This window comes from Halopseudomonas oceani (genome assembly GCF_963677335.1).
In the GTDB taxonomy this organism is placed as follows: domain Bacteria; phylum Pseudomonadota; class Gammaproteobacteria; order Pseudomonadales; family Pseudomonadaceae; genus Halopseudomonas; species Halopseudomonas oceani.
The window spans coordinates 2682162-2700289 of record NZ_OY781932.1 but is presented as its reverse complement, the minus strand read 5'-3'; the positions used below and the strand labels follow the sequence as shown (position 1 = coordinate 2700289).

Here is an 18128-nt window from a genome sequence, read left to right as displayed (position 1 = left end):
GCGCAGCTCAGCTGCCGCACATGCGGTACACTTCGAGGGCCTGAACGCGGTTGCGTTCAGGCCCTTTGTGTTTTCAGCCATTCCTTTTTCTGCCGAGAGTTGCCGTGCGCCCACGCTCTGACAGCCAGTACGCCGGTGGTCCGGTCAACTGGCGTATCATTTTCGATCTGTTGCCGTATCTGCGTGAATACCGCGGACGAGTCGCACTGGCCATGCTCTGCATGCTGGTTGCCAAGCTGGCCGGCGTAGCGGTGCCCTGGTTGCTCAAGTTGATCGTCGATCACTTTGAAAGCGCCGCAGACGCGCTGGTGCTGGTGCCGGCGGCGTTATTGCTGTTCTACGGTGTGCTGCGCTTCTCCTCAGTTTTTTTCGGTGAACTGCGCGATGCGGTCTTTGCCCGGGTCGCCGAGCGGGCGATGCGGCGAATCTCGCTGCAGGTATTTGAGCACCTGCATCGGCTCGACCTTGGCTTTCATCTGTCGCGGCGCACCGGCGGTCTGGCTCGGGACATCGAACGTGGCACTTCCGGCATCAGTTTTTTGCTGCGTTTCATGGTGTTCAACATTCTGCCGACCCTGATCGAGATCGGGCTGATTAGCGTGATTTTGCTCGCCAACTTCAGTGCGGTTTACGCAGCGGCCGTGCTGGTCGCGGTGCTGCTGTACGGTAGTTTTTCCATCTGGTGTACGGAGTGGCGCAACCGCTTCGTGCGTGAAAGCAACCAGATGGATAATCGCTCCAACACCCGCGCCATCGATAGCCTGCTGAATTTCGAGACGGTCAAGTACTTCGGCAACGAGGCGTTTGAGGCCAGCGAGTACGACCGCAACCTGCAGGACTGGGAAGCGGCGCGGATGAAAAATCGGCTGTCGCTGGTGGCGCTCAACTCGGGGCAGGCGTTGATCATCGCCGGGGCCGTGACCCTGATGATGGTGCTGGCGGCGCGTGAGGTAAGTGCCGGCAGCATGACCGTCGGTGAGCTGGTGATGATCAACGCCTATATGATTCAGCTGTTTGTGCCACTCAACTTTCTTGGCTTCGTCTACCGCGAAATCCGCGAAGCGCTGACCAATATCGAGCGCCTGTTCAGTCTGCTACGCGCGCCGCTGAAAGTGGTTGATGCTGATAATGCCGAAACGCTGCAACTGCAGGGCGCGTCGGTCCGTTTTCACGACATACATTTTCGCTACGATCAGGGGCGAGAAGTGCTGCAGGGTATCAGCTTGGAGATTCCCGCTGGGCGGACCCTCGCGATTGTCGGCGCGAGCGGAGCGGGCAAATCAACGCTGGCGCGGCTGCTGTTCCGGTTCTACGACGTGGATAGCGGCAGCATCAGCATCGACGGCCAGGATATCCGCAGCGTCACCCAGGACAGTCTGCGTCGTGCCATTGGCGTGGTGCCGCAGGACACCGTGCTGTTCAACGCCAGCATTGGCTACAACGTCGCCTACGGTGCCCCTGGTGCGAGTGAAGAAGATATCTGGCGGGTACTGGAACTGGCGCAGCTGGATACTTTCGTCCGCAGCCTGCCGCAGAAACTGGATACCCCGGTTGGTGAGCGCGGCCTGAAGCTCTCCGGCGGCGAAAAACAGCGCATCGCTATCGCCCGTGTGTTGCTGAAGAACCCACCGATCCTCATTCTTGACGAGGCCACCGCATCGCTCGACACCCACGCCGAACGTCGCATCCTCGACGCCCTCAATCTGGTCGCCGAGCGCCGTACTACGCTCGCTATCGCCCACCGTCTCTCGACCATCATCCACGCCGACAACATTGCGGTGATCGATCAGTGCAAGGTGGTAGAGCAGGGCACGCATGCGCAGTTGCTGGCACAGCAGGGCGCTTATGCCCGATTGTGGGCAGATCAGCAGCGGGAGCGAATTGAGGCGACAGACGACTGATTCATCGGCTGAATCTCCCTTGCCGCCGCGCGCCAAACCGGCGAACAATGGGGTTTACGCGGATAACAACAAGGAGCAGCAATGAGCAGTGTAATCGAGCGGTGGCACAAGGTTGTCGAGGCGCAGGACCCGAGCGGGCTGGCGGATTTGCTGGCTGACGAGGTGGTGTTTCATTCGCCGGTGGTGCATACACCGCAGGTCGGTAAGCCAATCACTACGCTGTATCTCTCTGCCGCATTCAAGACGCTGAACGAGCCGGGGCACTTCAAGTATCTGCGTGAGCTGGTTGATGGCAACAACGCGGTGCTGGAGTTCCAGACCATCATCGACGGTATTACCGTCAACGGCATCGACATGATCCAGTGGAATGACGAAGGCAAAATCGTCGACTTCAAGGTCATGGTGCGTCCGCTCAAGGCGGTTAACGCGATTCATGCGGCCATGGGCCGCATGCTCGACGCGCTCAAGCCCGCCAAGGCCTGACGCTCACCCCGCGAGCTGGCTCGGCAGCTCCGCTGACCGGGCCAGCGCCGCGGCGTTTACTACCTCGCCAATCACCAGTACCGCCGGGCTTTTCAGCTTAAAGGCGGCGGCTGCGCTGCACAGGGCGTCGAGCCGGCAGGCCTGCTGACGCTGGTCGGGCGAGCTGGCGTTTTCGATCATGGCAACCGGCGTGCCCGGTGACATCCCTCCGCTCAACAGCCCCTGCTGAATCTGCTGTAAGCGGGCGACGCCCATATACACCACCAGCGTGGTGCCGCCCTGGGCCAGACCTTGCCAGTTCAATTCGCTGTCGTCCTGGGTATGGGCGGTGACCAGTGTTACGCCGCGGCTGACGCCGCGCAGGGTCAGCGGGATATCGCATTGGGTGGCACCGGCCAGCCCTGCGGTGATGCCGTTGACGATGCCTGCCTCAACACCGCGCTCGCGCAGCCAATGCGCTTCTTCTCCGGCACGTCCAAAGATGCACGGATCGCCGCCCTTGAGGCGCACCAGACGCTTGCCCTGACGGCCATAGCGCAGCATGAGACGGTTGATGAACTCCTGCGGGGTAGAGCGGCAGCCGCCGCGTTTGCCGACGCTGATGATCCGTGCCTGCGGGCAGTGCTGCAGAATCTCCGGGTTGACCAGATCGTCGACCATCACGACTTCCGCTTGCGCGAGCAGCCGTGCGGCTTTCAGGGTCAGCAGTTCCGGGTCGCCGGGACCTGCACCAACCAGCCAGACAGTAGGTTCGTTGTGCATGGGGTTCTCCTGTTTCAGGCCGGGATGGCCGCGTTGCTGATCATGCGTTTGATTTCCGGTACACAGGACCCGCACTGGGTGCCGCAACCGAATTCCTGTTTCAATTGATCCAGCTGCATACCGCGTTCGATGCTCGCGCAAATGCGGCTTTCGCTGACGTTCATGCAGTTGCAGACGGTTTTGTCTGGGCGGCCGACGTCGGCGCCGGGTGGTGCACTGACCGGGGCAAGGAACCAGCGGTGCAGGCTGGCGTCGGTATCGGCGCTTTGCCACAGGTTGCGCAGCCAGTCGCGGGCGAGGGTGTCACCGCTCAGGCGCAGGGCGGTAATGCGCCCCTCACTGAGTCGGATGCGCTTGGAGACGCCGCTGGCTGGGTCGTCGTAGCGCATGGTGCTGGCGTCATCCAGACCGCACAGGCTGTCGATCTCGGCCAGCAGTGCTGCGCTGGGTGCCGTGGCTGCGGCGGTGCGCATCACCAGCGCCGGGCGCTCGCGGCCGATCAGCCCCATACCGAGATAGTCGAAGCGTTCACCAAGTTGGCGCAGCGCGGAAAAGTGCTGCTGGACGTCTCCCTCAATCAGCAGAAATGACTCCCACGGCAGTTGTGCCGGGGTGACTTGTACGCTGCTCTGCTTCAGTTCGGGCTGCTTGGACAGTGGGTCGTAGCCGTTCTGGGTCAGAACGTTGCAGCCGAGACCTTTGAGAAAACGGTCGCCCCAATGCATGGGCAAAAACACCTGCCCCGGCCGCTGGGCAGGCTCAGCCAGTACTGGCAGGACCAGCTCGCCGCGGCGGCTGCTGACGCGGATCAGCTGACCGTCCTGCAGGTCACGGGCGGCGAGGTCATCCGGGTGCATCGCGAGCTGTGCCAACTCGACATGGCCGAACAGCTGCGCGGCGGTGCCGGTGCGGCTCATGCCGTGCCACTGGTCACGCAGGCGGCCGGTGTTGAGCAGCAGCGGGTAGTCGCTGTCAGTTGTTTCTTTCAACTCGGCAAGGTGTTCGGCAATGAACTGGGCGCGGCCATTGGCAGTGGCGAAGCGGCCGTCGGTGTAAAGGCGTTCGGTGCCCTGCTCGGTGGAGGCGTTAAAGGGCCATTGCTGGGGGCCGAGGCGGTCAATCAGGGCGTGACTCAAACCGCTGTAGTCCAGATCGCGGCCACGGGTCAGGCCCTTGTACTCATCGAACAGTTCGGCCGGGGAGTGAAAGGCAAACTGGCTGGGGCGGCCCGGCAGCAGCCGGCGTTCCAGGCGGCGGGCGAAGTCGCAGACGATGGACCAGTCAGCCCGCGCCTCGCCAGGCGCAGCGATGGCCGGGCGGACATGGCTGATGCGGCGTTCGGAGTTGGTGACCGTGCCTTCCTTCTCGCCCCAGCTGGCAGCAGGCAGCAGCAGGTCGGCGTAGCTGCAGGTTTCGGTCGTGGTGAAGGCTTCCTGCACGATGACAAAGGGGCAGGTGGCCAGCGCCTCGTGGATCAACTGCTGATTGGGCATGGATTGAGCCGGGTTGGTGCAGGCGATCCAGAGCGCCTTGATGCGCCCGGCGCGCACGGCTTCAAACAGATCTACCGCGCTCAGCCCCGGTTGCTCCGGCAGGTTGTCTACGCCCCAGTAGGTAGCGACCTCGCGCCGGTGTTCCGGGTTGGCAGCGTCGCGGTGCCCCGGCAGCAGGTTGGAGAGGCTGCCGGTTTCCCGTCCACCCATTGCGTTCGGCTGGCCAGTCAGCGAGAACGGGCCGCTGCCGACCTTGCCGATTTGACCGGTCGCCAGGTGCAGGTTGATCAGCGCGTTGTTCTTGGCGCTGCCGGCACTCGACTGGTTCAGGCCCATGCACCAGAGCGAGAGAAAGCTCTGCGTATCGCCGATCCAGCTGGCGGCCAGATGAAGATCCGCCTCGCTGATGCCGCACTCGGCCGCAACCAGTGCCGGGGTATAGCGCTCGACCAGGCTTTGCAGCGCTGCAAAGCCGTCGGTATGAGCGGCGATAAATGCATGGTCGATCTGCCGCTGCTCAATCAGCAGATGCAGCAGACCGTGGAACAGGGCAACGTCGGTGCCTGGGCGCAGCGCCAGGTGCAGATCGGCGATCTCGCAGGTGTCGGTGCGGCGCGGGTCGATGACGATAATACGCTTGTCTGGTTGCTCGGCCTTGGCGGCTTCCAGGCGGCGGAACAATACCGGGTGCGCCCAGGCCATATTGCTGCCGGCGATCATCAGGCACTGACTTTGCTCGACGTCGGTGTAAGAACAGGGTGGCGCGTCGGCGCCGAGGCTGCGTTTGTAGCCCACGACGGCGCTGGACATGCACAGTCGTGAGTTGCTGTCGATGTTGTTGGTGCCGATCAGGGTGCGGGCGAGCTTGTTGAAGCTGTAGTAATCCTCGGTCAGCAATTGGCCGGAGATGTAGAAGGCAACGCTGTCGGGGCCGTGTTCGGCGATGGTACGGGCAAACACCTCGGCGGCGTGGCTCAGAGCCCCGTCCCAGTCGACTCGGGCGCGCGCCAGCGATTTGCCGAGGCGCAGTTCCGGATACTGCGCGCGGGCCGCCAGATCACCGGTCAGGTGCAGGGTAGAGCCCTTGCTGCACAAGCGTCCGAGATTGGCCGGATGCGCGGGATCGCCGCTGACGTTATGGATCTTCTCACCGTCGTGATCGATCAACACACCGCAGCCGACGCCACAGTAACAACAGGTAGACGCAGTCTGTTTCATCGGGTCGCTCCTGCTGTGCGTGACAGCGGTGTGGCGTGGTCGTCGTTGGCGGCGTGCTGATGGTCTGGCTGCGTCTTACTGGCAAAAGCCTCACCGAACATCAGCAGGTGGCGGATAGTACGGATGTCGCGGCCTTCACGTACCAGCCCGAAGTACCAGGCGCTGTCGCTGGTGTCGCCATAGAAGCAGGCGCCGATCAGGCGGTTGTTACGAATAACCAGCTTGCGGTAGCTGCCGGCGACGGGGTTGCTCAGGCTGATGATCTCGCAGTGCGAGTCGCCCATGAAGTCGCCAGCGGAGAACAGGTCGATACCGGTGACTTTCAGCTTGGTTGAGGTTACCGAGCCGAGGTAGCGACCGAAGCCCAGCATCGCCAGGTGGTTTGCGCACACCTTGGCTTGTTCGTATAGCGGTGCGACCAGTCCGTAGGCAACGCCACGGTGACTGGCGCATTCGCCAATGGCATACACGCGCGGATCAAAGGTTTGCAGGGTGTCATCGACCAGAATACCGCGCTCGCAGGCCAGCCCGGCCTCTGCTGCCAGACTGATGTTTGGGCGGATGCCTGCGGCCATCACGACCAGTTCAGCCGGCACCTCGCGACCGTCCTCGCAGCGCACGGCGCGGACTCGACCGCTGTTGTCACCCAGTAGTTGGTCGGTATGCGCCTGCAGCTCGAACCGGATGCCGCGGGATTCAAGGGCCTGCTGCAGCAGGGCGCCGGCGGTGGCGTCGAGTTGTCGGTCCAGCAGCCACTTGCCAACGTGCAGCACGGTGACTTGCATCCCGCGCTGGGCGAGGCCGTTGGCGGCTTCAAGCCCGAGCAGGCCGCCACCGATGACCACGGCGTGGTGGCGGGTCTGAGCGGCATCCATCATAGCCTGGGTGTGGGCAATGTCGCGGTAGCCGATCACACCGTCCAGAGTGTTGCCGGGTACCGGGAGGATAAAGGGGCTGGAGCCGGTGGCCAGCAGCAGGCGGTCGTACTCGGCGCTGCTGCCATCGGCGGCGATGACGCGCCGTGCAGCGCGATCGATGCGCACTACCGGGTTGCCCAGATGCAGCGTGATCCCGTGACGGCGGTACCAGTCCAGATCGTTGAGCACGATGTCGTCAAAGTCCTGTTCGCCGGCCAGTACCGGTGACAGCATGATGCGGTTGTAGTTGGGGTGCGGTTCTGCGCCGAATACCGTGATGTCGTAGAGATCGGGTGCCAGCTTGAGCAGCTCTTCCAGCGTGCGGATGCCGGCCATGCCGTTGCCAATCAGTACCAGTTTCAGTTTGTGCATCACCCCTGCGCTCCGTGTTGCGCTGCAAAAACAAAAAAGGCGTCCCGACCGTTTGCACGGTGGGGACGCCTTTGTCCGATCCTGTTCTTGCAGGAGACAGGCTACCTGACGAGGTAGCCTGCTATGTAGTTACTCTCTGATATTCCCAAAGCAGATAGCGTGCCAAAGTATAATGTCTATATTTTTCATGGGGTTATGCTTTTAACTTGAACTGATTATCATGATTTGATGCACCGGCATGCGGCGTACTGCACCGCGACAGGGCGCATGTGATTCAGCGTTTGGTTAAGGGGCGGGGTTAAGCCCGTCCCAGTGAGCGGAGCGAACGGTTTGAACCAGTTGTTAGGCCGGTGCCACGATGACGACCTTTAATTGAGTTGTGACAGCTCGCAGCTCCATAGTGAGCCTTGCTTGAGCGCAGCCGGATCAATGCTTTGGACGGCAGCTTGGAATTTAGATGCCTTTTCTTCACCGAGGTAGGCGAGTAAGCACTCAGCTAACTGCTGAATGCTGGAGTTAACAAACTGTTGTGTAAAAAAATTATCTTCGTGATCAAGTAGCACAATGGTGCCAGAGTTATTTTCTAGACAAATAGGGTTGCCAGCGCCATCACTGCCTATGACAAGAAAGCGCTCCAAGCGCGCTCGGTCTTTATCAGTCCAATCACTGCGAGAGCCAAAGCACTCATATATAGGTTGCGGGCAAGCTGAGGCCGTGAAGCTCAAGCACGGAGCGGCTGACTCAGGAAGAGACCATGTCCCAAACGCTACCATCTCGGATGCTATGGCTTCAAAGCCGAGAGCTCTTTCTTTCTGAGCCCACCGACTGGCAAATGAATCTGCCATTTTTACTCCTAAGGCCTAACAGGCGTTTCAGGGAATCAGATTCGGGCGGCACTGTTGGCAGGTGCGCCCCAGGTGGTACGCCAGCGACGCTTTACGATCAACAGTCCTGCCAAGGCAAGCAAAGCAAGGAGCGCGAATAGCCACAGTCCGAACTGGTAATCGCCGGTATGCTGCTTGATAGCGCCAAGACCAGCGGCAAGGATAAAACCACCCACTCCTCCAGCCATACCGATCAGTCCGGTCATTACACCTATTTCGGCGAAGAAGCGCTGCGGAACCAGCTGAAATACCGCGCCGTTCCCGGTACCCAGGCCAAGCATGGCAATCACAAACAACACCAGTGCTACCAGGGAACTCGACAGGTTGAAACCGACAACGGCGATGCACGCCGACGCAATCGCATAGATGATCAGCAGCGAGCGGATTCCACCGATATGATCAGCCAGCGCACCGCCGAGCGGACGCATCAGGCTGCCGGCCGTGACGCAGGCAGCGGTATAGTAGCCTGCGGTGACTGGGTTGAGGTCGTATTGATCGCTGAAATAGCCAGGCAGGGCGCTGGCCAGACCGATAAAGCCGCCGAAGGTAATGCTGTAGAAAAACATGAACCACCAGCTGTCTACGTCCTGCAGGGCTCGCGCGTAATCGCTGAGCGCCTTGGGTGTCGGGCGACTGGGAGCATTACGTGCTAGCAGCACAAACAAAAGCAGGGTGATGGTAAGCGGAATGAGGGCTAGCCCGAAGACGTTTTGCCAGCCGAACAGGTAGGCTAGTCCGGGCGCAAACAGAGCTGCCAGCACAGTACCGGAATTACCAGCGCCAGCGATGCCCATGGCCTTGCCCTGATGTTCTGGTGGATACCACTGTGACGCCAGCGGCAGAGCGACCGCAAACGAGGCGCCGGCAAAGCCGAGGCCCAGCCCGAGCAGCAACGTGTGCTGGTAGCTGCTTACGCCGAGTAGCCACGCGAGCAGCAGCGAACTAATGACAATTATCTGTCCAATGATGCCCGCGGTTTTGGGCGATAGCCGATCCGCCAGAAACCCCAGCAGCAAGCGAAGCAGCGCACCCGCCAGAATCGGAGTGGCAACCATGATGCCCCGTTGTTGCGCGCTGAGCTGCAAATCGGTGGCAATTTGCACTGCCAGAGGGCCGAGCAGATACCAGACCATGAAGCTGAGATCGAAGTAAAGAAAGGCGGAAAACAGCGTGGGTGTGTGGCCAGCTTTCCAGAAACTGGTGTTCATTCAGTCTTCCTTTAGGCGCTATCAGACTCAGGTTGCAACAAATTTGGTTAGTTGGGCGCATAAAAAAACGTCGCCCCGTACGCGAAAGTGATTCGGCTTGGGAGCGACGCCTTTGTCGGATAACGCCATCCCTTTCAACTGCTAACGGGAAGGCAGGCAGAATACATGCCAGCGGCCGGGGGCAATGCTCAGCGAATGATCATTACCGACCGCTTGGATTGCTGAACAACGCGCAAAGCGTTGGTGCCCAGTAGGTAGTCTTCCAGTCGCTTGCGTTTGTGCGAAGCCATGACAATCAGATCGACATCGAGCTTGCGTGCGACCCGCAGGATTGCTTCATAGGCTTTGCCGTCGGCGACGATCCGTTGCACCTTGACGCCCTTGGGGACGTGCTCGGCGACGAAGGATTTCAAACCATCACTGATGGTTTTCTTGGCCTGATCGGCGTACTCCCGGGGGAAGAAACCGCCCACCAGTGGCATCCCGAAGTCGGGTACCACGGTAACGATATGTAGCGACGCCTGATAGGTCTGACACAGGTTCAGCGCGGTGGGCAGTGCCTTGTCCCAGGATTGCTTGTGGTTCAGGTCAACAGGCAACAGAATCTTGTTGTACATGGTCACTCCCTTATGCGCTTGCGGCGGCAGGACGCCGACGCCATTGCAGGCCCATTACCAGCAAAAATACCCCTATTGCCGGAATCCACATCCACTCCTTGGCCCAGCGATCAACCGGGGCAAGAATTTCGACAATTTCCTGGTCAAACTCGAAGCCGAGTTCTGCAGCAGGACTGCCATAGGTCACCATGTCAACCAGGGTGCGATCACCGTCCTGCATCAGCATCAGGCCAAGCTTGTCGAGCCGCTCAGCGCCGTCAGCCCCTTCAGGTACCGGAACGAGGACGAAGAAGGTGCGCGGCTGACCGATGTCGTCTTGGCCTGAGACCTGAATGCGCAGGTTGCTGCCCTTGTCCAGGCGCTCGAGGGATTGCTCCAGCTGGGCTGGCGGAATGGAGCGATAAGGATCGTGCACCATGTCCATCCAGAAGCCAGGGCGGAACAGGGTAAAGGCAACGAGCAGCAGCAACAGGCTTTCGTACCAGCGGCTTTTTACCAACAGCCAGCCTTGGGTGGCTGCGGCGAAAATAAGCATCGCGACGGTTGCAACGCAGAAGATGATGATCCCATGCAGCCAGTCCACGTCGATCAGCAGTAGGTCGGTGTTGAAGATGAACAGAAAAGGTAGCGCCGCCGTGCGCAGGCTGTAATAGAACGCCTGAAACCCGGTTCGAATGGGATCTCCCCCCGACACTGCGGCAGCGGCAAAGGAAGCAAGGCCGACGGGTGGGGTAACGTCAGCCATAATGCCGAAGTAGAACACGAACAGGTGCACGGCGATCAGCGGGACCAGCAGTCCACTTTCCTGGCCCAGCGTAACGATAACCGGCGCCAGCAGGGCGGAAACGACGATGTAGTTGGCGGTGGTTGGCAGCCCCATGCCAAGAATCAGGCTGAGTACTGCGGTCAGCAGCAACATCAGCATCAAGTTGCCCATCGACAGAATTTCGACCAGATCTGCCAGTACCAGCCCAACCCCGGTCTGGGAGACTGCACCGACGATAATGCCAGCGGTTGCCGTGGCAATGCCGATTCCGATCATATTGCGGGCACCGGCTACCAGGCCCTGCCAGAGCTCATCGAACCCCTGACGCACCGCACTGCCGGTATTGCCTTCGCCACGGAATGCTGCCATCAGGGGGCGCTGGGTGAGCATGATGACAATCATTAATATGGTCGCCCAGAAGGCAGACAGCCCTGGCGAAAGATGCTCAACCATGAGACACCAGATCAGCACGATCACCGGGAGGATGAAATGCAGCCCGGACATGACGGTGGGACGGGTCTGCGGCAGGTGAACGACCGGGGAGTTGGGGTCATCCAGCTCCAGCTCGGGATAGCGCGAGCCGATCTTCAGTAGCCCGACGTATACAACGGCCAGCGCGCCGGCGATCACCCAGCTGGCGGCGTCTCCTAATGCTGGCTTGAGCCAGCCAAGGCCGTAATAGACCGCGAACGAGAGGGCCATCAAGAGCAGAAGGCCGGTAAGGAAGCCGATGATCTTGCGCAGTAGCGGACGTGGCGGGTTGCTGCTCTGCAGGCCCTGCATGCCAGCCTTGACCGCTTCGAGGTGCACGATGTAGATCAGCGCGATATAGGAAATCAGCGCCGGCAAAAAGGCGTGTTTGATCACCTCGACATAGGAAATACCGACATACTCGACCATCAGGAACGCCGCGGCACCCATGACCGGTGGCATGATCTGGCCGTTGACCGAGGAGGCCACTTCGACGGCGCCGGCCTTTTCGGCAGAGAAGCCCACACGTTTCATCATCGGAATGGTAAACGTGCCGGTAGTGACGGTGTTGGCAATCGACGACCCGGAGATCAGGCCGGTCATGCCGGAAGCGACGACAGCCGCTTTTGCCGGGCCGCCGCGGTAATGACCCAGCAGGGAGAACGCAACCTTGATGAAATAGTTGCCGGCTCCGGCCTTATCCAGTAGCGAACCGAATAGAACGAATAGAAAGACGAAACTGGTGGAAACGCCAAGGGCAATGCCAAATACACCCTGAGCGGTAAGCCACTGATGGTTGGTCAGTGCTTCCAGACTGACCCCGCGGTGGGCAAGGATGCCCGGCATATAGGGACCGGCTACCGAGTAGATGATAAAGACCAGCGCGACGATCATCAGCGGTGGACCGAGCGCCCGGCGGGTGGCTTCCAAAAGCAGAACCAGACCGGTCACCGCGACTATCACGTCCTGGGTTGTCGGTCTGCCGGGCCGTTCTGCCAGCTCGGCGTAAAAAAGAAAAAGATACGCGGCACAAAAGGCGGCAATCAGCGCCAGAATCCAGTCGACGACCGGGATGTATTCTCGGGGGGAGCGTTTGAACGCGGGATATGCCATGAAGCCGAGAAACACGGCAAAGGCCAAATGAATGGAGCGCGCCTCGGTACTGTTGAAAACCCCAAAGCCGACCAGAAAGGGCAGTGGCGAGGCAATCCAAAGCTGAAACAGCGACCAGATGGCGGCAATACTCATCAGCAGATTTCGGGCCGCACCAGTGGGTTTTCGGGCACCGGTGTCACTGGTTGCTACCAGATCCTCAAGTTCGCTGTTGAGTTCGTTGGCGTCGCTTGGTTGGCTCATGGCTGCGCGCTGCTCCTTTGCGTTTTGATTGTGTTGTGGCAAGCATGTTGCCTGCGCGGCGTGTCTGTGGGCGCCGCGATAAGCACGAGGTCTTGTGGACGCTCGTCCAAGGCTGCCGAAATGGCGGCAGCAAAGTAATCGAGTTGTTGAAAGCAAACGGGCCACCCCTGAGGGTGGCCCGTTTCGCGTTACATCCAGCCGCGTTCTTTGTAGTAGCGGATTGCGCCTTCATGCAGCGGAGCAGAGAGGCCGTCCTTGATCATCTCTTCTTCCTTGAGGGTCGCAAACGCGGGGTGCAGGCGCTTGAACCGGTCGAAGTTCTCGAATACCGCTTTGACTGTCTGATAGACGGTTTCGGCGTCAGTGGCGGTCGAAGCCACTAGGGTGGCACGCACCCCGAAGGTTTCGGTGTCCGCATCATTGCCACGGTACAGACCGCCGGGAATGATCGCCTTGGCGTAGTAAGGACGTTCGCTGATCAGCTGATCAATTTCGGGACCGGACACGGAAACCAGATTGGCATCAACAGTGGTGGTTGCTTCCTGGATCGAGCCATTCGGGTGGCCAACGACGTAGACCATTGCATCGATGTTGTTGTCGCCCAGGGCCGCGGCCTGTTCTGCTGCATCCAGCGCGGAGGCCAGCGCGAAGTCATCCACCGTCCAGCCCAGAGCTTCCATCACCACGTCCATGGTGTCACGCTGACCGGAACCCGGGTTGCCGATATTGACGCGCTTGCCCTTGAGGTCCTTGACGCCCGCAATGTTGGCATCGTTGCGGGCAACGATGGTCAGTGGCTCGCCGTGCAGGGCGAACAGCGCACGCATGTCGGTGAAAGCGCCGTCGGCCTCGAAGCTCTGGATGCCTTCATAGGCCTTGTATTGGATGTCTGACTGCACCACGCCCATGTTCATCTCACCGCCGCGAATGGCGTTGACGTTGGCGACCGAGCCGCCGCTGGACGGGGCGTTGCAGCGAATGCCATGTTCGGCAGAATTGCGATTGAGCAGGCGGCAAACTGACTGGCCTACCACGTAGTAGACGCCTGTCTGGCCACCGGTACCGATGGTGACAAAGGTCTCTGCGACAGCGGGCGTGGCGCTGAGTGAGGCATACCCAATAGTGGCCGAAAACAGCAGGGCAAGGGATTTGCGCATCATGTGAAATAGCTCCTTTTTCTGATTGTCAGTGGCTGCTGCCATCGTACAGCTAGCCAGTGTGGGAGGCCCGATCCCGCTTCAGGGCCGAACACGTTTACCTTTTGCAGTGTAGTGGATGAATTGAGTTTCATCAGGACGATAACCGCAGTGTCGCGGTCGGGCAAGTCTGCAACAGAAGCAACAACCCGGCCATTGGGCCGGGTTGTTAGGTGGGAAGGAGTTACTCGACGGGAGGCCAGCCGCCCATCTCTCGCCAGCGATTGACGATGGTACAGAACAGGTCTGCGGTCTTTTCGGTGTCGTAGCGTGCTGAATGGGCCTCGCGGCCGTCAAAGTCGATACCGGCAGCGCTGCAGGCCTTTGCCAGCACTGTTTGACCGTAGGCCAGCCCGCCCAGGGTGGCAGTATCAAAACAGGAAAACGGATGAAACGGGTTACGCTTGATCTGGGTACGCTCAACTGCTGCGTTGAGAAAGCCGAGGTCGAAGAACGCGTTGTGCCCGACCAGCACGGCCCGTTTGCAGCCAGCTGATTTCACAGCCTTGCGGATCTGCTTGAAGATCTCGGTCAGCGCATGTTCTTCAGTGACAGCCTGGCGCAGCGGGTGATCGAGCTTGATGCCGGTGAACTCCAGCGCAGCTTGCTCAATGTTGGCACCCTCAAAGGGTTCAATTCGGAAGAAACTGGTGTGATCCGGGTAAACCAGACCGTCTTCATCCATATTGATGGTCGTCGCCGCTATTTCCAGCAGCGCATCGGTGGCGGCGTTGAAACCACCGGTTTCAACGTCAATGACCACCGGTAGAAAGCCGCGAAAGCGGTAGGCCAGCGGTGACTTGGTCTTGCCGCTGGGCGTGGCGTCCTGTTCTTCGCCATCAAAGTCAAACTCGCTCACGAAATATCCCTTGCTGTCGATGGGTAGATAGGATCAGACCAGGCGCCAGCGAATCTGTTCGCCGGCACGCAGTGGAACGATGCATTGATCGCCGAAGGGCAGTTGCTCGGGGACGGTCCAGCTGTCTCGCTCAAGTGTGATGCGATCAGTGTTGCGTGGCAAACCGTAGAAGTCCGGGCCGTGGAGGCTGGCAAAACCTTCCAGCTTGTCCAGTGCGCCAAGTTCATCGAAGGTTTCGGCGTACAACTCAATCGCGGCGTGGGCGGTATAGCAGCCGGCGCAGCCGCAGGCGGCTTCCTTCGCGTGGCGGGCGTGCGGCGCCGAGTCGGTGCCAAGGAAGAACTTGCTGGAGCCTGAAACTACGGCATCACGCAGGGCTTGCTGGTGAGTCTGACGCTTGAGTACCGGCAGACAGAACAGGTGCGGGCGAATGCCGCCAACCAACATGTGATTGCGGTTGAACATCAGGTGATGAGCGGTGATCGTAGCGCCCACGTTGTCGGAGGCGTCCTGCACGAAGGCAACGGCATCTCCGGTGGTAATGTGCTCGAACACGACCTTGAGGGCGGGGAAACGCTCTACTACCTTGACCAGTTGCTGATCAATAAATGCCTTTTCACGGTCGAAGATGTCGACTTCGGCGTGGGTCACCTCACCGTGTACCAGCAGCAGCATGCCAACGTCAGCCATTGCCTCCAGCGCAGGGTAGATGTTCTCGAGTGCAGTAACGCCAGACTGGGAGTTGGTGGTCGCACCAGCCGGATACAGCTTGGCGGCGACAACCTGACCACTGGCGTGCGCCTGACGGACAATCTCGGGAGAGGTGTGATCGGTCAGATACAGCACCATCAGCGGCTCGAAGTGTGACCCGGCAGGGCGTGCGGCAAGGATACGCTCACGGTAACCGGCGGCCTCGGCGGCATCACGAACCGGTGGCACCAGGTTGGGCATGATGATGGCGCGACCAAAGGAGCGCGCTGCATCTGGCACGGTGTGCTGCAATACGGCACCGTCGCGCAGGTGAATGTGCCAGTCGTCCGGGCGGATGAGCGTCAGGCGGTCGGTCATGCGGGGGATTCCAGTCCAGATTTGATGCCGCAATGCTACCCCAATCGCCCCAGCTTTGACACTCCGCAGGTGCTGCCGACTATTCGTGGCGGGTGGACGTCTATCGCCGCCAGCAGGTCGCAGTGCTGCGGATCGCCATCAGATGCATCTTTTTTCTGTCAGGGAATAAAGTTTTCCGATTGGCCGCCGATGAAGCAGGCAAGAGAAGTCAGCGTTCGCCCACCTGGTGGCGGCACATCTGGAGAGACGAGTGACACGAGCCCCTCTGGTCATGTTTGTCGGACTGTCAATGTCCGCTCAGGCAATGACCTTTCAGACCCGCATGGAAGACGTGCAGTGGCAGGTTGAAGGGGATCAGTTTGCCTGCCGTTTGAGTCAGTCCGTGGCGGGCTACGGGGAGGCGAGCTTCGTGCGTCGGGCGGGCGAACACCCCGAATTCGAACTCAAGGCTTGGGACAGTCCGATGCGTCCCGGTGCGGCACAGGTCTTTAACGATCCGCCGCCGTGGCGTCCCGGTACAGCCGCCCAACCGATTGGGCAGATTCAGGTCGGCGCCGGGACCTACACGATGATGGCTCCTTACGAACAGGCCGGCCGCATGCTGGCAGGGCTGGCTTCTGGTTTGCAGCCGACCATCATGCGCAGCAGCCAGGTAGGGGGCGATCAGGTTCGGGTGGTGGTTTCCAGTGTCGGATATCAGCAGGCAAGACGGGACTTTCAGTCCTGCATAAGCAAGTTGCTGCCAATCAGCGCGGCGCAGGCGGCGCAAAGTATCATCAGCTTTGGCTCGGGCGGGAGTAACCTGAGTGCCGACGCTAAAGCCAGACTCGATGCCATCCTGCAGTATATTAAGGCCGATGAGAGCCTCAGCGGCATCATCCTAGATGGGCACTCAGACAATCAGGGCAACCGCCTGGACAATCGCGAGCTATCTCGTCAGCGGGCGCTTGCCGTGCGTGACTATCTGACGGCCCAGGGGGTCGATGAAAACCTGTTCAGCATGCGTTTTCATGGCGACAGCTATCCGTTGGCGAGCAACCGCACTGAGGAAGGGCGCGCGACTAATCGCCGGGTCATGTTGCGGCTGCAGCACAACTGACGCACAGCCTACCATTCAACCGTATCGAAACCGCATCAGACCCTAAAGTTGCGGGTCTCTCCCCTGTGAATCCTGCCACTCTGGCGCTAGAATAGCGGCTTTCGCCGATTCCCCACGGGGTGGCGTTTTAGTCTTGCTTAAGGGAGCACGTAATGGCAGAAGTCAACAAAGTCGTCCTGGCCTATTCCGGCGGTCTGGATACCTCGGTCATTCTCAAGTGGCTGCAGGAAACCTACAACTGCGAAGTGGTCACCTTCACTGCCGACCTAGGTCAGGGTGAGGAAGTAGAACCTGCACGCGCCAAGGCTCAGGCCATGGGCGTCAAGGAAATCTACATCGACGACCTGCGCGAAGAGTTTGTTCGTGACTTCGTGTTCCCGATGTTCCGCGCCAACACCGTTTACGAAGGTGAGTACCTGCTGGGTACCTCCATCGCTCGCCCGCTGATTGCCAAGCGCCTGATTGAGATCGCCAACGAAACCGGCGGTGATGCCATTTCCCACGGCGCGACTGGCAAGGGTAATGACCAGGTGCGTTTCGAACTGGGTGCTTACGCGCTCAAACCGGGTGTGAAGGTGATTGCTCCCTGGCGCGAGTGGGATCTGCTGTCGCGCGAGAAACTGATGGATTACGCCGAGAAGCACGGCATTCCGATTGAGCGTCACGGCAAGAAGAAGTCTCCCTACTCGATGGATGCCAACCTGCTGCACATCTCCTATGAAGGTGGCGTGCTGGAAGACACCTGGACCGAGCACGAAGAAGACATGTGGCGCTGGACCGTCTCTCCGGAGAACGCACCTGACCAAGCCACGTATATTGAGCTGAGCTACCGCAACGGCGACATCGTCGCCATCGATGGCAAGGATATGACCCCGGCTGAAGTCCTGACCTACCTGAACAAGGTTGGCGGCGCCAATGGTATTGGTCGTCTGGATATCGTCGAAAACCGCTTCGTCGGCATGAAGTCCCGTGGCTGCTACGAAACCCCCGGCGGCACCATCATGCTGAAAGGTCACCGCGCCATCGAGTCCATCACCCTGGACCGTGAAGTTGCCCACCTGAAAGACAGCCTGATGCCGAAGTACGCTGAGCTGATCTACAACGGTTTCTGGTGGAGCCCGGAGCGCATCATGCTGCAACAGATGATTGATGCGTCCCAGCTGAACGTGAACGGCGTAGTTCGCCTCAAGCTGTACAAGGGCAACGTCATCGTGGTCGGTCGCAAGTCTGACGACTCGCTGTTTGACGCCAATATCGCCACCTTTGAAGACGATGCCGGTGCCTACGACCAGGCCGATGCGGCAGGCTTTATCAAGCTGAACGCACTGCGCATGCGCATTGCTGCTGGCAAGGGCCGCAAGCTGCTCTGATCGGCGCGACAAGGTGCCTGAATGACGCCCGGCGAAAGCGATTTCGCCGGGCGTTTTCGTTTATCTATTGCTAGCGGTAGTGCTTAAC

At 60.0% G+C, this 18128-nt stretch carries 13 protein-coding genes and 1 pseudogene; 4 read left to right on the top strand and 10 right to left on the bottom strand.

The annotated features are described in order from the left end of the window. Window positions 1-104 precede the first annotated feature (104 nt). Both ACKPCU_RS12700 and ACKPCU_RS12695 read left to right on the top strand, forming a co-directional pair. Window positions 105-1901 carry an ABCB family ABC transporter ATP-binding protein/permease gene (locus ACKPCU_RS12700; protein WP_321347177.1) on the top strand — a complete coding sequence of 599 codons (1797 nt, stop codon included), beginning with the start codon at window positions 105-107 and terminating at the stop codon, window positions 1899-1901. 81 nt (window positions 1902-1982) lie between these two features. Next, complete coding sequence (locus tag ACKPCU_RS12695) at window positions 1983-2384, top strand: nuclear transport factor 2 family protein (RefSeq protein ID WP_321347175.1); 402 nt, start codon at window positions 1983-1985, stop codon at window positions 2382-2384. 3 nt (window positions 2385-2387) lie between these two features. Here the strand turns inward: ACKPCU_RS12695 and cobA are convergent, their stop codons facing one another. From cobA to pyrC, 10 genes and pseudogenes are all read right to left on the bottom strand, one after another. After that, window positions 2388-3146, bottom strand: coding sequence for a uroporphyrinogen-III C-methyltransferase (gene cobA, locus ACKPCU_RS12690; protein WP_321347173.1), 759 nt, complete (start codon window positions 3144-3146; stop codon window positions 2388-2390). Window positions 3147-3160: 14 nt separating this feature from the next. Continuing rightward, a complete protein-coding gene (locus ACKPCU_RS12685) occupies window positions 3161-5857 on the bottom strand; it encodes a nitrate reductase (protein ID WP_321347172.1) in 2697 nt (898 codons plus the stop codon). An 89-nt stretch (window positions 5858-5946) separates the two neighbouring features. Beyond that, window positions 5947-7146, bottom strand: a pseudogene (locus ACKPCU_RS12680) (NAD(P)/FAD-dependent oxidoreductase); the annotation flags it as partial. 368 nt (window positions 7147-7514) lie between these two features. Continuing rightward, a complete protein-coding gene (locus ACKPCU_RS12675) occupies window positions 7515-7991 on the bottom strand; it encodes an SUKH-4 family immunity protein (protein WP_321347171.1) in 477 nt (158 codons plus the stop codon). A gap of 35 nt (window positions 7992-8026) precedes the next feature. Then, window positions 8027-9238 (bottom strand): nitrate/nitrite transporter, encoded by a 1212-nt coding sequence (locus tag ACKPCU_RS12670; RefSeq protein WP_321347169.1) that lies wholly within the window; start codon window positions 9236-9238, stop codon window positions 8027-8029. Window positions 9239-9426: 188 nt separating this feature from the next. Beyond that, the gene (locus ACKPCU_RS12665; protein WP_321347167.1) at window positions 9427-9855 is read right to left on the bottom strand and encodes a universal stress protein; all 429 of its coding nucleotides are present in this window, start codon (window positions 9853-9855) and stop codon (window positions 9427-9429) included. A gap of 10 nt (window positions 9856-9865) precedes the next feature. After that, window positions 9866-12448: a TRAP transporter permease gene (locus ACKPCU_RS12660; protein WP_321347165.1), complete on the bottom strand. Its 2583-nt coding sequence runs from the start codon at window positions 12446-12448 to the stop codon at window positions 9866-9868. 188 nt (window positions 12449-12636) lie between these two features. Then, complete coding sequence (locus tag ACKPCU_RS12655; RefSeq protein WP_104738375.1) at window positions 12637-13608, bottom strand: TAXI family TRAP transporter solute-binding subunit; 972 nt, start codon at window positions 13606-13608, stop codon at window positions 12637-12639. A gap of 220 nt (window positions 13609-13828) precedes the next feature. Next, window positions 13829-14503, bottom strand: coding sequence for a ribonuclease T (gene rnt, locus ACKPCU_RS12650; protein WP_104738374.1), 675 nt, complete (start codon window positions 14501-14503; stop codon window positions 13829-13831). A gap of 33 nt (window positions 14504-14536) precedes the next feature. Further along, window positions 14537-15571, bottom strand: a complete 1035-nt coding sequence (pyrC, locus tag ACKPCU_RS12645) for a dihydroorotase (RefSeq protein ID WP_104738373.1) — start codon at window positions 15569-15571, stop codon at window positions 14537-14539. A 250-nt stretch (window positions 15572-15821) separates the two neighbouring features. On the opposite strand from pyrC, the gene ACKPCU_RS12640 reads away from it, so the two are divergent. Both ACKPCU_RS12640 and ACKPCU_RS12635 read left to right on the top strand, forming a co-directional pair. Then, window positions 15822-16670 (top strand): flagellar protein MotY, encoded by an 849-nt coding sequence (locus ACKPCU_RS12640; RefSeq protein ID WP_146040311.1) that lies wholly within the window; start codon window positions 15822-15824, stop codon window positions 16668-16670. Between the two features lie 152 nt (window positions 16671-16822). Then, entirely contained in the window at window positions 16823-18040 is a 1218-nt protein-coding gene (locus tag ACKPCU_RS12635) for an argininosuccinate synthase (RefSeq protein ID WP_321347159.1), read from the top strand. The last annotated feature ends 88 nt before the right edge of the window (window positions 18041-18128 follow it).

Bases quoted from the DNA above. Each gene is read 5' to 3' on its own strand.
- ACKPCU_RS12695 (WP_321347175.1), top strand. From the start codon at position 1,983: ATGAGCAGTGTAATCGAGCGGTGGCACAAGGTTGTCGAGGCGCAGGAC.
- cobA (WP_321347173.1), bottom strand. From the start codon at position 3,146: ATGCACAACGAACCTACTGTCTGGCTGGTTGGTGCAGGTCCCGGCGAC.
- ACKPCU_RS12685 (WP_321347172.1), bottom strand. From the start codon at position 5,857: ATGAAACAGACTGCGTCTACCTGTTGTTACTGTGGCGTCGGCTGCGGT.
- ACKPCU_RS12675 (WP_321347171.1), bottom strand. From the start codon at position 7,991: ATGGCAGATTCATTTGCCAGTCGGTGGGCTCAGAAAGAAAGAGCTCTC.
- ACKPCU_RS12670 (WP_321347169.1), bottom strand. From the start codon at position 9,238: ATGAACACCAGTTTCTGGAAAGCTGGCCACACACCCACGCTGTTTTCC.
- ACKPCU_RS12665 (WP_321347167.1), bottom strand. From the start codon at position 9,855: ATGTACAACAAGATTCTGTTGCCTGTTGACCTGAACCACAAGCAATCC.
- ACKPCU_RS12660 (WP_321347165.1), bottom strand. From the start codon at position 12,448: ATGAGCCAACCAAGCGACGCCAACGAACTCAACAGCGAACTTGAGGAT.
- ACKPCU_RS12655 (WP_104738375.1), bottom strand. From the start codon at position 13,608: ATGATGCGCAAATCCCTTGCCCTGCTGTTTTCGGCCACTATTGGGTAT.
- pyrC (WP_104738373.1), bottom strand. From the start codon at position 15,571: ATGACCGACCGCCTGACGCTCATCCGCCCGGACGACTGGCACATTCAC.
- ACKPCU_RS12635 (WP_321347159.1), top strand. From the start codon at position 16,823: ATGGCAGAAGTCAACAAAGTCGTCCTGGCCTATTCCGGCGGTCTGGAT.